The organism is Mycetocola spongiae (assembly GCF_020424085.1).
Classification (GTDB): Bacteria; Actinomycetota; Actinomycetes; order Actinomycetales; family Microbacteriaceae; genus Mycetocola; species Mycetocola spongiae.
Genome location: NZ_CP080203.1, coordinates 3,119,703 through 3,133,553, shown reverse-complemented (window position 1 = coordinate 3,133,553; position 13,851 = coordinate 3,119,703). Strand labels below are relative to the sequence as shown.

General features: G+C 64.7%; 12 protein-coding genes and 1 tRNA gene. 5 read left to right on the top strand and 8 right to left on the bottom strand.

The window, feature by feature from the left end; genetic code table 11:
* Nucleotides 1-48: 48 nt before the first annotated feature.
* Complete coding sequence (gene prfB, locus KXZ72_RS14405; RefSeq protein WP_226081619.1) at nucleotides 49-1,158, bottom strand: peptide chain release factor 2; 1,110 nt, start codon at nucleotides 1,156-1,158, stop codon at nucleotides 49-51.
* A gap of 103 nt (nucleotides 1,159-1,261) precedes the next feature.
* Between prfB and KXZ72_RS14400 the strand changes: the two genes are divergently transcribed.
* The 3 genes from KXZ72_RS14400 (at nucleotide 1,262) to KXZ72_RS14390 (ending at nucleotide 4,842) form a co-directional block, all read left to right on the top strand.
* Nucleotides 1,262-1,343, top strand: a tRNA-Leu gene (locus KXZ72_RS14400).
* 563 nt (nucleotides 1,344-1,906) lie between these two features.
* The gene (locus tag KXZ72_RS14395) at nucleotides 1,907-2,509 is read left to right on the top strand and encodes a TetR/AcrR family transcriptional regulator (protein ID WP_226081618.1); all 603 of its coding nucleotides are present in this window, start codon (nucleotides 1,907-1,909) and stop codon (nucleotides 2,507-2,509) included.
* Between the two features lie 1,496 nt (nucleotides 2,510-4,005).
* Entirely contained in the window at nucleotides 4,006-4,842 is an 837-nt protein-coding gene (locus KXZ72_RS14390) for a DedA family protein (protein WP_226081617.1), read from the top strand.
* A 57-nt stretch (nucleotides 4,843-4,899) separates the two neighbouring features.
* Here the strand turns inward: KXZ72_RS14390 and KXZ72_RS14385 are convergent, their stop codons facing one another.
* The 4 genes from KXZ72_RS14385 to murI form a co-directional block, all read right to left on the bottom strand.
* Nucleotides 4,900-5,808, bottom strand: coding sequence for a cation diffusion facilitator family transporter (locus tag KXZ72_RS14385; protein ID WP_226081616.1), 909 nt, complete (start codon nucleotides 5,806-5,808; stop codon nucleotides 4,900-4,902).
* 92 nt (nucleotides 5,809-5,900) lie between these two features.
* The gene (gene rdgB, locus KXZ72_RS14380) at nucleotides 5,901-6,512 is read right to left on the bottom strand and encodes an RdgB/HAM1 family non-canonical purine NTP pyrophosphatase (protein ID WP_226081615.1); all 612 of its coding nucleotides are present in this window, start codon (nucleotides 6,510-6,512) and stop codon (nucleotides 5,901-5,903) included.
* Nucleotides 6,509-7,252, bottom strand: a complete 744-nt coding sequence (gene rph, locus KXZ72_RS14375; protein WP_226081614.1) for a ribonuclease PH — start codon at nucleotides 7,250-7,252, stop codon at nucleotides 6,509-6,511. Before rph ends, rdgB begins: the two co-directional genes overlap by 4 nt.
* Nucleotides 7,253-7,288: 36 nt before the next feature.
* Complete coding sequence (murI, locus tag KXZ72_RS14370) at nucleotides 7,289-8,152, bottom strand: glutamate racemase (protein ID WP_226081613.1); 864 nt, start codon at nucleotides 8,150-8,152, stop codon at nucleotides 7,289-7,291.
* A 57-nt stretch (nucleotides 8,153-8,209) separates the two neighbouring features.
* Here murI and KXZ72_RS14365 point away from each other — a divergent pair, with 57 nt between their 5' ends.
* Nucleotides 8,210-9,520, top strand: coding sequence for a nicotinate phosphoribosyltransferase (locus KXZ72_RS14365; RefSeq protein WP_226081612.1), 1,311 nt, complete (start codon nucleotides 8,210-8,212; stop codon nucleotides 9,518-9,520).
* A 40-nt stretch (nucleotides 9,521-9,560) separates the two neighbouring features.
* On the opposite strand, the gene KXZ72_RS14360 is transcribed toward KXZ72_RS14365, so the two are convergent.
* Genes KXZ72_RS14360 through KXZ72_RS14350 form a run of 3 tightly spaced genes read right to left on the bottom strand, consistent with a single transcriptional unit; the run spans nucleotide 9,561 to nucleotide 12,852 of the window.
* Complete coding sequence (locus tag KXZ72_RS14360; RefSeq protein WP_226083546.1) at nucleotides 9,561-9,848, bottom strand: DUF3039 domain-containing protein; 288 nt, start codon at nucleotides 9,846-9,848, stop codon at nucleotides 9,561-9,563.
* A 26-nt stretch (nucleotides 9,849-9,874) separates the two neighbouring features.
* Nucleotides 9,875-11,446 (bottom strand): hypothetical protein, encoded by a 1,572-nt coding sequence (locus KXZ72_RS14355; RefSeq protein WP_226081611.1) that lies wholly within the window; start codon nucleotides 11,444-11,446, stop codon nucleotides 9,875-9,877.
* Nucleotides 11,422-12,852, bottom strand: a complete 1,431-nt coding sequence (locus KXZ72_RS14350; protein ID WP_226081610.1) for an ABC transporter ATP-binding protein — start codon at nucleotides 12,850-12,852, stop codon at nucleotides 11,422-11,424. The genes KXZ72_RS14355 and KXZ72_RS14350 overlap by 25 nt, the downstream gene beginning before the upstream one ends.
* Nucleotides 12,853-13,142: 290 nt before the next feature.
* On the opposite strand from KXZ72_RS14350, the gene KXZ72_RS14345 reads away from it, so the two are divergent.
* On the top strand, nucleotides 13,143-13,835 hold the full coding sequence (locus tag KXZ72_RS14345) for a phosphocholine cytidylyltransferase family protein (protein ID WP_226081609.1): 693 nt from the start codon (nucleotides 13,143-13,145) through the stop codon (nucleotides 13,833-13,835).
* Nucleotides 13,836-13,851 lie beyond the last annotated feature (16 nt).

Sequence of the window (13,851 nt, the reverse complement as noted above, 5' to 3'; positions counted from 1 at the left end):
GCCAAGTCCGCCGGGTTTGGCGGAACTTGGGCGTGGGCTGTACGTGGCCTATGCGCGTTCGGCGCTCTTGCGCCAGCGGATTCCCGCGGTGATAAAGCCGTCGAGGTCCCCATCAAATACATTGGACGGGTTATTTACCTCGTAGTCGGTGCGCAGGTCTTTTACCATCTGATACGGCGCGAGCACATAGGAGCGCATCTGATCGCCCCAGCTGGCCGTGATATTGCCTGCGAGTTCCTTCTTCTTGGCGTTTTCCTGCTCGCGCTGCACAAGCAGCAGGCGGGACTGGAGCACGCGCATCGCGGCGGCGCGGTTCTGGATCTGGCTTTTTTCGTTCTGACAGCTCACCACGATGCCCGTGGGCAGGTGGGTGATGCGCACCGCGGAATCGGTGGTATTCACCGACTGGCCGCCGGGGCCCGAGGAGCGGAATACATCCACGCGAATATCGTTATCGGGGATGTCGATGCTCTCGGTCACGTCCATGAGCGGCACCACCTCGACCGCGGCGAAGCTGGTCTGGCGCTTACCCGCGGAGTTAAAGGGGCTCATCCGCACGAGGCGGTGGGTGCCGGCCTCCACGCTGAGCGTGCCAAAGGCATAGGGCGAGTCGATCTCGATGGTGGCGGATTTAATGCCCGCCTCCTCCGCATAGCTGGTGTCCAGCACGCGCGCGGGGCGGCCGTGCTGTTCGGCCCAGCGCAGATACATGCGCATCAGCATCTCGGCAAAATCGGCGGCGTCCACGCCACCGGCTCCCGCGCGGATGGTGATCACGGCGGAGCGCGGATCGTATTCGCCGTTCAGCAGCGTCTGCACCTCCAGATCGCCGATGCTTTTTTGCAGGGCCAGCAGCTCGGCCTGGGCCTCGGCGGCGGATTCCTCATCGCCCTCGGCATTGGCGAGCTCGATCAGCACCTCCAGGTCGTCCAGGCCGGAGGCGATCTTGGTGACCCGGGCGAGATCGGCCTGCTTATGGCTGAGCGCGCTGGTGACCTTTTGGGCTGCCTCGGGATCGTCCCAGAGGTTGGGGGCCCCGGCCTGCTCGCTGAGCTCGGCGATCTCGGAGCGCAGGCGGTCCACATCGATCACCTCGCGAATGGTGGCAAAGGTGGTCCGGAGTGCGGCGATCTGGTCGCTCAGGTCAAGCTCTAACATGTCTGCACCATCCTATCCTGAGCCCGCGCACCCGCGCGGGGAATCCCCGGATCGGAGGTTGGCGGTAAATTTCGGATAGGATGATTTCCGTTACCAAACACCCGCGCGAGTGGTGAAATTGGCAGACACGCAGGATTTAGGTTCCTGTGCCTTCGGGCGTGAGGGTTCAAGTCCCTTCTTGCGCACCTACGGGGCGGCACGATATTTCGTGCCGCCCCTTCTTTATGTGTCAACCGCGGGGCGGATACTCGACGCTCAACGTCACCTCGTATTGCTGGCCGATAAAGCTCGAATCCCAAGGGGTTTCGATCGGGAGGCGTCGGTCGAGTCCCGCCGGTAGCACAGGTATCAACGGGGTCTGCCGCACAGCCATCGATCGCAGGGTCGTTGCCCGCGATCCCCCGGCCTCCGGTGTGGCCACCACCAACACCAACACCACCATCAACGCGAAGCCGCCGGTTGCGAGGCCGTCCCATGATTTGTTTATTGCACCCGTCATTTCCGCCCCGGCACTTATTGCGGGAAAAATACCTCTTTTTCCGCGAGCGTCGTTCACGCGCGGGAGGGATCGATCGGTTCCTCCCTCCCACGGACCGATCGCGGAATATTCATTTTTGCCGTCGGGAGGGGACGCGCGGGGCATTCCCTTCCCAACGTTCGCGGGCTCCTGCGGGGAAGGAGGCGGGTGATTTAATGCCGGGGCGTGGGGGAACCGAACGCGGAAGAATAACGTTGGTAAGGTTACGCCATGCCCAGTAATAAAACCGGTCGTCCCTATACGCAGGGCATCACCGAGGCACTCCTCCAGGCGGCCGAGCGGGTCATGGTGACAGACGGTTATTCCGCGCTCACGATCGATGCGATAGCCACCGAGGTGGGCACCACAAGGCCCACGTTTTATCGCCGCTTCCCCAGCATCGCGCACCTCGCGCTTGAGGTCATCGCGCGGCGGTTCGAGGCGGGGACGACCGCGGACACGGGTTCGCTTGGGGACGATTTACTGATGATCCAGCGGGAGGACGTGGCCATGTATTCCTCGCCGCTACTGCGCAAGAACCTTCCCGGCCTCCTGGCCGCCACGTCCGAGAATCCCGCGCTGAGCGAGCTACTGGCCACAAACCTCCTGGATCCGCGCCGGGAGCGGATCTCCGTCGCCCTTGCCTCGGCTATCGAGCGGGGCGAGATTGCCCCGGGGAGCGTTGACCTCAACACCGTCTGCGATCAGCTCCGCGGCCCCCTCCTCGCCCGCGCCCTCCTGACCCCGGGCGCCGCGCTGGACGATCGGCTCGCCCGCGATACCGCGGCGGCGGCACTCGCCACACTCCGAACCACTCGGCCGCTTAACAACTGACCCGGTCGGCCGCAGGGGCTCCCCCGCTCTCGTTAGATGCAATCAGCGCGAGCGAACAGGCTTTGCGCCGATGACCAACGTGACACAAAGCGATGGCTACTCGAGCTCTCGGGAGAATCGCGATCAAGGCCACGAGGAACCACGCTAGACCGGAAGCGATGAGAAGCGTGCCATCCGCCACGGTCGATCGCCCATCCACATCGAGGGAAAACGCAGCGGCAGTCACGTGCCCCAAAATCAGCACGAGCGAGCAGGCCAGGATTTTCGGCGTAATCAGTACGAGTAGCACTCCGGTCTTCATATCTCCTCCGCGGCGCCTCCCATCACTGCAACGCCGGTAAAAAACGTGACCATCGCTGCCGAAGATATCGTTAGGGCAAAAATGAGCGGCGTGGCCGTGGCCTGAATTCGGCCGTCCCGTCCTCGCAGTCCGGCTCGTGCGAGATCCCGGGATAGCGACCCTGACGCGGGAACGATGGCGGCCCACACACAACCGAGGACAAATACGATAAAGCCGGCAATGGCGGCTACCGGCGCGAGCGCCGCGCGCATAGCCCCCAGGACCGTGACGATTATCAGGACGGCAACGGCCACGACCACCGGAAACGCGTCCCGTCTCACCGTCACGTTCCCAAAAATCGCGGTGAATGCGACGGTCGCGTCGAGCCGAGGCTGCGTGCTGAGGAGGCCAACCCCCGCACCTGTTAAGGTTCCCTCGGAACCTAATCACGCTGCCTGAATCGATATCGCCCTCTTGATCTGCACCGGAGAGACTCCGGCCAGGTGAAGCCGGACACTATCGGTTTCTATCGCGATAACGGATAAACGAGCAGCACTTCCCGCAATGATGAGGGTAGCGATGAGGGTGAAGGCTTGCTGTCCGTAGGCGAGCGAGAGCATCCCTCGCCGCCCGTTATCTCCCAGACGCCGGGCCGTCTCGATTTGCGGGGCACTCGCGGTATCAGGGTCTTAGATGACCAGCGCAGCTGAACGCCTTTCCTCATCCACCAGCCGGCGCGGGTCCCAGCGCCGCCTGCCGTGGCAACCGGCGACGCGCATGGTGGACCGTAAAGAGGCTCCCGAGCGGACATATCACCACCTGCCCGCACACTATTTAGGCACTACGCAGTGGTGCGTAATTTTAAAAACAGGCTCATGAGGCCCACCCGACTCGCAAATCACCCATCGCAGGCATCGCTCGCGGGAACATATCCGCGCGGCCATACGAGATGGGTGTCGCCGGGGAACCGCTCCCCGGGGAGGGCAAGCGGGTGCCCGGGCAAGATTAATAGTGCGGCCGGGTGAGGGCGACGTCACGACGAATGTGCCCCGGAATTCCGGGCCCCGCGGCCGAGAATTCACGAACGTGCGTCATCCGCACGGATGACATTGACTATTTTCCCCGACGCCGGGGGTGCTCAACCGGATAGACTGACACCCGTACTTTCCTCGTGGTAACGCAACTGCGTGGGCCGCCAACCCCTGGAGACCTTTCCGTGCATACCGGACTTATTCCCTGGCTGGACTCGACGCATATTCTGGAATCGGCGGGACCCTTCGCCGTTCTTGTGGTGTGCGCCATCGTCTTTGCCGAAACCGGCCTCCTCGTGGGCTTCATGCTTCCCGGCGATACCCTTCTGGTGATCACCGGCCTCATGAGCAACCCCGAGTCCAACCCCTCCGGACTGGGCATGCCCATCTGGGCCGTGTGCCTGCTGATCGGTGTGGCCGCGTTTATCGGAGGCGAGGTGGGCTATCTGATCGGCCATCGCCTCGGCCCGAAGGTCTTTGAGCGCAAGGAATCCGGGCTCTTCAGCGTGGAAAACGTGAAGCGTACCAATAAGTTCTTCGAAAAATGGGGCCCCTTCGCGATTGTGATCGCACGCTTTGTTCCCGTGGTGCGCACCTTTGCCCCCGTGGCCGCGGGTGTTGCCCATATGAACTACCGTCGCTATTCGCTTTATAACTTTATCGGCGCGATGATCTGGGGCGCGGGGCTGACGTATTTTGGCTATCTGATCGGATATATCCCCCCGGTAGCCAATTTTGTAAGCTCCTATATCGACATCATCCTGCTGTGCGCCGTGGCCATCTCCGTGGGCCCCGCCGCCGTGCACTATTTCCTGGCGATGCGTAAGACCAAAAAGCTCAACGCCGCCGCGGCCGAGGCTCGCGCCGAGGCTGCACTCACGCCCGCCGAGGCCGAGGAAGCCGCCTCCGCGGTACTCTCCGGCACCGAGGCAGCCCCCGTGGCCGAGCCCGAGGCGGACATCAATATCGATTTTGGTGCCGAGAGCACCCGCCGGCGCGATCCCGACGCACCGCGCGATTAGCCCCAAAAAAACGCCGCCTTCCCCCGGGGAAGGCGGCGTTTTTGCGTCCGTCCGCGGTTAGTCGTGGGTATGGGCCTCATGCGCGGCATGGGTCGCGGGCTCCAATTGCAGCGTGACGTGCTCCACATCAAAATGATCGTGCAGGCACTCCGTGAGGCGATCCAGGGTGGCGCCCACCCGCTCGGCCGCGAAGACCTCATCCGTGACCACCACGTGCGCGGTGAAGACGTGCTCGCCCGTGGTGATCGCCCACAGGTGCAGGTCGTGCACATCGCTCACGCCCTCGGAGTTCATCATATGACTGCGCACGGCGCTCAGATCGGTCCCCACGGGCGTGGACTCGTTCAGCACCCGCCAGACATCGCGCAGCAGCAGGAACGCGCGCGGCAGGATAAACACGGCAATCAGGAGGGAGACCACGGCATCGGCCTGGACCCAGCCGGTGAGCATGATCACGATCGCTGCCACAATCACGGCGACCGAACCGAGCATGTCCCCAAAGACCTCCAGATAGGCCCCGCGCATGTTGATCGAGTCCTTGGCCCCGGCACGCAGAATCAGCATCGAGACGAGGTTGGCAATAAGCCCCACGATGGCCACCAGCAGCATCGGCAGCGCAATCACCTCGGTATCGCCCGGGCCCATCAGCCGACCAAACGCCTCGATCGCGATGCCCACGGCCACCGCACACAGGATCAGGCCGTTGGCCAGCGCCCCAAAAACCTCGGTGCGCCGATAGCCATAGGTTGCGCGATCCGAGGCCGGCTTGGCGGCGATGGTCATCGCGAACAGCGCAATGAATAGCCCGGTCAGGTCGCTGAGCATATGTCCGGCATCGGCAAGCAGCGCAAGCGATCCGGTCAGGATGCCACCAATCACCTCCGCAATCAGCACCGTGGCAACGATGCAGATCACTACGAGGAGGCGTTTTTTGGACGTGTTTACGGGTGCGTGATCATGAGCCATACCCCCACCGTATAAAGCAAAAGCCGCGGGGGCCAGCCCCGCGGCTAGATAGGAATGATAGCAATTATCATTACCGATCTGATCTGCGTTTTTTAGCCCTCGATGAGGCGCTGCAATACCGGGATGACCCGCTCGAAGGCGCGCGCCCGGTGGCTCGAAGAATTCTTCTGCTCGGGGGTGAGCTCGGCCGCCGAAACCTCGTATTCGGAGGGCAGGAAGATGGGGTCATAGCCGAAGCCATTTTCCCCGCTGCGGGCCGCGGCCAGCGTGCCGGGCCAGATTCCGGAGGCCACCTCCTCGCTCGGTTCGCCTCCCCCAATGCCGGGGTTCACGATGGCGATATGGCAGTTGAACTGCGCGGCTCGATGCTCGGGCGCAATATCGCTGAGCTGGGCCAGTAGCAGCTCCAGATTGGCGGTATCGCCGGCGCCCGCGCCGGCCCAGCGCGCCGAGAAGATACCGGGGGAACCGCCCAGCAGATCCACGCAGATTCCGCTGTCATCGGCGAGCGCAATCTTGCCGGTGTGCTCCGCCGCGGCGCGCGCCTTAATCAGGGCGTTCTCGGCGAAGCTCACGCCGTCCTCCACGGGCTCGGGCCCGTCATAGGCCACGATGCTCAGGCCGGGAAGCGCGGCGCCCAGAATCTTCTGAAACTCGGCTACCTTATGGGCGTTATGGGTGGCGAGGACAATCTCTAGGCTCATTTGAGCAGTCCCGCCAGCGCCTCACCCTGCTTGCGGGCCAGGTCGCCCGAGGCGCCCACGGCAAGATCCAGCAGCGCGTCGAGCTCGGCGCGGTCAAACGGCGCACCCTCGGCGGTTCCCTGAACCTCCACAAACTTGCCACCGCCGGTGAGTACCACGTTCATATCGGTCTCGGCGCGCACATCCTCGACATAGGCGAGGTCCAGCATCGGCACGCCGTCGATGATCCCCACGGATACCGCGGCCACCGAATCGGTCAGCGGCTGGGCCTTCTGCCCGATGAACTTCTTGCCGCGCGCCCACTCGATGGACTGGGCCAGCGCCACATAGGCGCCCGTGATCGCGGCGGTGCGGGTGCCACCATCGGCCTGCAGCACATCGCAGTCGATCACGATGGTATTTTCGCCGAGGGCCTTGGTATCGATCACGGCGCGCAGGCTCCGGCCGATCAGCCGGGAGATCTCGTGGGTGCGGCCCCCCACCTTGCCCTTCACGGCCTCGCGGTCATTGCGGGAATTGGTGGCGCGCGGAAGCATCGCGTATTCGGCGGTGACCCAGCCCTTGCCCTTGCCGGTGAGCCAGCGCGGCACCCCGTTGGTGAACGACGCCGTGCACAGCACCTTGGTATTGCCATAGGTGATCAGCGCGGAGCCCTCGGCCTGGGTGCTCCAGCCGGGCTCGATCGTGATGGTGCGCAGCTGGTCGTTGGTCCGGCCGTCGGCGCGGGTGATTTCGGTCACGGGGTGACTCCTTAGAAACGAGGGTGGAAAAAGGGTTTAGCGTGCGGCGCTCTCGCGCGCGGCGGCGATCCGGGCGGCGCGGATGCCATCGAGGTCGATCATGCCCGTCTGGACCAGGTCCACGCGGGAGATTTCGCGGCCCACGAGCCGGGTGGCGAGGGAGAGGAACTCCTCCTCGCTGCCGCCCGTGGCCTCATAGCGATGCTCGGGCGCACTCAGCGCCGTGCGCTCCTGCCCGGTGGATACCAGTTTGCGATAGACATCATTGGCGGTCTCGGTATCGCTGGATACCAGGGTGACCTCGGGGCCCATGACATAGGAGATTGCGCCCTTGAGGAAGGGATAGTGGGTACAACCGAGCACCAGCGTATCCACTCCGGCCTCGCGCAGCGGGGCCAGATAGCCCTCGGCCACGCTTAATACCTCGGGGCCGCTGGTGATTCCGGATTCCACAAAACGCACAAACTCGGGGCAGGCCTGGGTGAAGAGCTCCAGTTGCGGTGCCGCGGCAAATGCGTCCTCATAGGCGCGGGAGCGGATGGTGCCGGCGGTGCCAATCACGCCCACCCGGCGGTTTGCGGTCACGCGCACGGCCGAGCGCACGGCGGGCTGGATCACCTCGATTACGGGCACCGAATAGCGCTCGCGGGCATCGCGCAGCATCGCCGAGGATGCCGTATTGCAGGCGATCACGAGCATCTTCACGCCCTGGGCCACCAGGGCGTCCAGCACCTCGAGCGAGTATTTCCGCACGTCCGCGATCGGCTTGGGGCCGTATGGGGAGTGCGCGGTATCGCCGATATAGAGGATCTGCTCGCGCGGAAGCTGATCCTGGATGGCCCGGGCCACGGTGAGCCCGCCGACGCCGGAGTCGAAGATTCCGATTGGTGCATCATTCACGGCTTAACCCTACCGGGTTGCGGCGCAAAACCCGGTTGATCCGGCTAGGCTGACCGGGTGAGTACTTCGACAGCATTGCACACCGACCGCTATGAACTGACGATGGTTGATGCCGCCATGAAAGACGGCACCGCCCACGAACACTGTCTCTTTGAGGTGTTCGCCCGCCGCCTGCCCGGGGCCCGCCGCTATGGCGTGGTGGCCGGAACCGGTCGGCTCCTGGAACTAATTCGCGATTTCCGCTTCGGCGAGCCGGAGCTCTCCTGGCTGGCCGAACAGGAGGTCGTGGGCAGCGAAACGCTGGACTGGCTCGCCAATTATCGCTTTTCCGGAAATATCTGGGGCTATCAGGAGGGCGAGGTGTATTTCCCCAACTCCCCCATCCTCACCGTGGAGGCCTCCTTCGCCGAGGGTGTGGTGTTGGAGACCCTCGCGCTGAGCGTGCTCAACTATGACAGCGCCGTGGCCAATGCCGCCACCCGCATGGTCACCGCCGCGATCGGGCGTCCACTGTCCGAGATGGGCTCGCGCCGCGCCAATGAGGAGGCCGCCGTGGCCGCCGCGCGTGCAGCCTATATCTCCGGCTTTGGTGCCACCAGCAACCTGGAGGCGGGTCGCCGCTGGGGCATTCCCACGATGGGCACCGCCGCCCACGCATTCACCCTGCTGCACGAGAGCGAGGAGGCGGCGTTCCGCGCCCAGATCGATCGGCTCGGCGTGGGGACCACCCTCCTGGTGGATACCTATGACGTGGCCGAGGGTGTGGCCACCGCCGTGCGCGTGGCCGGCCCCGGGCTCGGCGCTGTGCGCCTGGACTCGGGCGATCTGCCCACGCTCGTGGTGGACGTGCGCAAGCAGCTCGACGAGCTGGGCGCCACCGATACCCGGATTACCGTAACCAACGACCTGGACGAGCATGCGATCGCCGCACTGGCCGCGTCCCCCGTGGACAGCTATGGCGTGGGCACCTCCGTGGTGACCGGCTCGGGCTCCCCCGCGGCGGGCATGGTTTATAAGCTTGTGGCGCGCCGCGGCACCGATGGCGAGTGGATCCCGCTTGCCAAGGCCTCCGAGGGCAAGGTCTCAATCGGCGGCAAAAAAACGCCGATGCGCCGGCTGAGCGCCTCGGGCCGCGCCAATCAGGAGCGCATCTACCTGGGTCATGCCACTCCCCCGGAAAACGCCCCGGAGCGCGCTCTGAACGTCCCGCTGGTTACCGACGGCGTGATCGACGAGCGCTATCTGGGGGCCGCCGGCACCGCGCTCGCGCGCGAACACCGCGAGCGTGCGGTTACCGAGCTTCCCGCGGGTGCATTCAGGCTGGGCCGCGGCGATGCCGCCCTGGCCACCGTTTTTATCGAAAACTAGGCGAGAGAAAACCCCGGGCCACTGGCCCGGGGTTTTTTCTTTAGTCCTTGCGCATGCGCTCGTATACGTCCTTGCAGGAGGGGCATACGGGGAATTTCTCGGGGTCACGCCCCGGCGTCCACTTCTTGCCACACAGGGCACGCACGGGCTTGCCGGTCATGGCGGACTCGAGGATTTTTTCCTTCTTCACATAGTGCGAGAAACGCTCGTGATCGCCGGGCTCGATGGCCTCCTCGTTGAGGAGCTTTTCGAGCTCGCGGTCTAGAACATCGGTGCCGCCACCCTGGGAGGTGCCGGAGGGGTCGGAAATGCTCGCGTTTACGTCCATCATGCGGGCTAGTTTACGCCGGTTTTTTAGTGCGCGGTAGCAAAGCCCATGAGCTCCGGGGTGTGCCGATCAAAATAGCGGCCACCCGCCCAGATACCGCCGATAAATACCACCAGTCCGATGCCCACTCCGGCGGCGAGCGCCACGGGCGACCAGGCCGGATCGAGCACGAGCGCGCGCCACGCAATATAGAGGGTGGGTGCGCTCAGCAGGATCATTCCCACGAGGCTGAAGGCCTGCACCGCCCCGGGATACCCTCCGCCGGTCTGCGGCTGCTGGAACGGGCTATCCCCCGGCTGCACCGCGGGATACGGGGTGCGGGCCGAAAAATAGCTGGCCAGGCCCAGGCCGGTGAGTAGCAGGGAGACACAGACTCCAAGCATCGCGGGCAGGAGCGCCCAATCGCCGTAGAGGCCCACGCTGATCATCGACCCGATCAGAATAAACGGGATACCAAAGAGGAGCACGGGGAATGTGCGGCCGAGCCGGTCGGCACTTCCGCTCACCCCCGAGGCCACGTGCAGCCATAGCGCGGAGGAGTCCAGCGCGAGGTCGTTATGCACGGACCAGGCGAGGAAGGCCACCAGGATCGGCATGGGCAGCAGGGCAAGCGGCTGCCAGGCCACCCCCGCGAGGTTCAGTGCAAACATCGAGACGAGGGGCACCACGGGGATAATCAGCAGCGAGGTGACATAGCGCGGATCGCGCACCCAGTACGTCATCGATCGCGCGGCAATGACCGCGGCGGGTCGCCCCGGCAGGGCGTCAAACCAGCCGAGTCCGCCGATGCTTGCGCGCGCCAGAGAACGCTCCGGGGTAATCGCGAGATAGCCCACCAGGCGCACCCAGGCCCAGGCGAGCACGGCCACGGTGAGCAGCGCAATCGCTACCCGGGCCGCGGCGAGACCGCCGAGTCCCAGCGCTGCATCCCCCGGCGCCGACCAGACGGCGCCGAGCGGGGTCCAGGCGATGATATCGCCCACCCCTCCCAGCACCTCGAGGCCGTCATCGTTCCACAGCACCGAGGCGCCCAGTACCAGCGCCGGTCCGACCAGCACAAGCAGCAGGAGGCTCACGAGCCAGGAGAACTCGCGGCTCTTCCGGCGGGCCAAAAACAGCGAGGAGAGCCCCTGTGCGAGGCGACCCAGCAGCGTGGCCGTGACTACGGCGATGATCGCCCCCAGCAGTGCGAGGGTCACCGCGGCCGGGTGTCCCGCCCAGGCGGTGGCGCTCAGGGCGGCCACCGCAAATAGCGCGAGCACGGGAATGCTCAGTAGCCCGGCGAGGGCCAGCCCCGCGGCGAGGCTGCGGGTATTCAGTCCAAAGAGGGCAAAGCGGCGCGGGTCCAGCGAATCATGTCCGCGGGAAATCAGCGGCACGATAAAAAAGCCGAGCAGGATAAAGGAGCCCGCCACGGTGATCACGTCTCGGATGATCTCCGCGGATTGCGTGTGTAATTCCATCAGGCCCAGGCCCAGCACATAAACCAGCGCAAGCGTGATCAGTATTCCCAGCACCAGACGCAAGACATCGCGGGAGCCGCGGCGGAAGGCATTGGCGAGGACCTGGAGCCTCAGTCGGAGAAGTTGTGCAACCACTGCAGCCCCTCGGCATTCTTGCGGCCTCCGGCCAGCTCAACAAAGCGGTCCTCGAGGGTCCCGGAACCGCGCACCTCGTCCACCGAGCCCTGGGCCAGGACGCGGCCGTTCACGATGATCGAAACGTGGTCACAGACCCGCTGGATGAAGTCCATGCCGTGGCTCGAGAGCACCACCGTGCCGCCATGCTCCACATAGTTCTGCAGGATTTCAATCACGTTGCCCGCGGATACGGGGTCCACGGATTCAAAGGGCTCGTCGAGAATCAGGATGCGCGGGGAGTGAATCATCGCGGCCGCGAGCGCTACCTTCTTGGTCATTCCCACGGAATAATCGCTCACGAGGCGGTTCAGGGCATCACCCAGGTCAAAGGCGGTGGCCAGGTCGGCGATGCGCTCGCGGGTGGTGGCGGCGCTTAACCCGCGCAGGGTTCCCGAGTAATACAGGAGCTGGGCGCCGGTGAGCCGGTCAAAGAGGCGCATGCGGTCGGGAAGCGCGCCGATACTGCGCTTGGCGCGGTTGGGATCGGCCCAGACATCCACACCGTTCACGCTGATCTCGCCGCTATCGGGACGCAGGAGGCCCGTGATCATCGAGAGCGTGGTGGTCTTGCCCGCACCGTTGGGGCCCACGATGCCGTAGAAGGAACCGGCGGGCACCTCGAGGGTGATATTTTCCACGGCGATCAGATCGCCGTAGCTCTTCCCCAGGCCGCGCACGCTGAGCACACTATCGCCCGGGGTGGCGGGCGCGGGCTCGGCCGGTTTTGCCGCGGCCTCGGTCCCGGGGGTCGCGGTTTTTTTCGGCGCAGTGTCCGCGCTATCGGCGCCGTTATCCGGGGCCGCGATGCTCGCGGGCTTGGTGGGCGTGGCCGTGGCGGCGGCGGTCTTCGGCGCGGCCTTGGCCGCCGTGGTCTTAGCCGGAGTGGTCTTAGCCGGGGTGGGCTTGGCCGGGGTGGTCTTGGCCGTAGGCTTCTTCGCCGCTGTGGCCTTAACCGACGCGGGCTTGGCCGCAGCGGTCTTGGCCGCGGGAGTCTTCGCCGCCGAGGCGGGCTTTGATGCGGGGGCCTTGGCGGCGGCCGCGGCGGGAGCCGCATCCGTGGCCGTGGCCGGCGCGGCCTTCTTGGCCGGCGCACGCTTCGCGGGCGGCTTCCTCGCGGGGGCCTTTTTGGCCGCCGCGGCCGCCGCCTTCGGCTGCCCGGCGGGCTTCGCCGACGCATCATCTGCCGCGGGGGCGGCGGACGGCGTGGCGGCCGGGGTTTTGGCGGTTGCTGAGGTGCGCGCGGGCTTCTTCGCCGCGGGTCGCGGGGTGGTCTTTTTTAGCGCGGGAGCGTTATCCCGCGTGCTGTCCTTGGCGGCGGAGTTCTCCGGGCGCGAGGCATCGGTTTTACCATCATTGGTTGTCATTTTGGCGGAATCTGTCGGGTTCGAGGGCGGCACGGCTGTCACGGTCCAAACCTACCAATAGGCCCGTCTAAATCCGGTAGGACCAGCCATATTGAGACATAAACGAACCTGAGAAAAGCCCCTACACAGTATTACGAATCGGCAACAACCCCCAGACTGGGAGTGTTTTCATTGCACCCCCGGGCTAGGTTTGAAAGTGGCATAACGGGGTGTCAAGCTAATTTCCTTCCGGTGAACGTCGGGCAAACACGCCACGCTCCCGGATGCTACATAAGTTTTAGGAGTCTCTCTTGAGCACACAGGTCGTCATTCTGGCAGCCGGCATGGGCACACGCCTGGGCCGTTCGCTGCCCAAGTCCCTGACCGAGCTCAACGATGGTCGCACCATCATGCAGCAGCAGTTTGACAACATCCATCACGCCTTCGGTCCCGCCGTGAAGATCACCGTGGTTGTGGGTTATAAGCTCGAGCACATCATCGAGGCCTTCCCCGATGCGTCGTTCGTTTTTAACGAGCAGTACGACCAGACCAATACCTCCAAGTCCCTCATGCGCGCACTCGCCGCCTCGGGCAACGGCGGAGTCCTCTGGATGAACGGCGATGTCGTCTTTGACCCCGAGGTTCTCGTGCGTGCCGCCAAGGTGGTCGCCACCGATCAGTCCTTTGTCACCGTGAATACATCCAAGGTCTCCGATGAGGAGGTCAAGTACACGGTGGGCGCCGAGGGCTTCATCCAGGAGCTCTCCAAGACCGTCTCGGGTGGCCTCGGCGAGGCCGTGGGCATCAACTACGTCTCCTCCACCGATAAGGCCAACCTGCTGCGTCAGCTCGGCCGGGTAGACGACCAGGACTATTTCGAGCGCGGTATCGAGCTCGCCATCGAGCAGGACCGCATGCTGGTTGAGCCCATGGATATCTCCGATTTTTATGCCGTCGAGGTGGATTTCGCCGAGGATCTCGAGCGCGCAAACCTCTACGTCTAACCCGCGAACTCCCCGT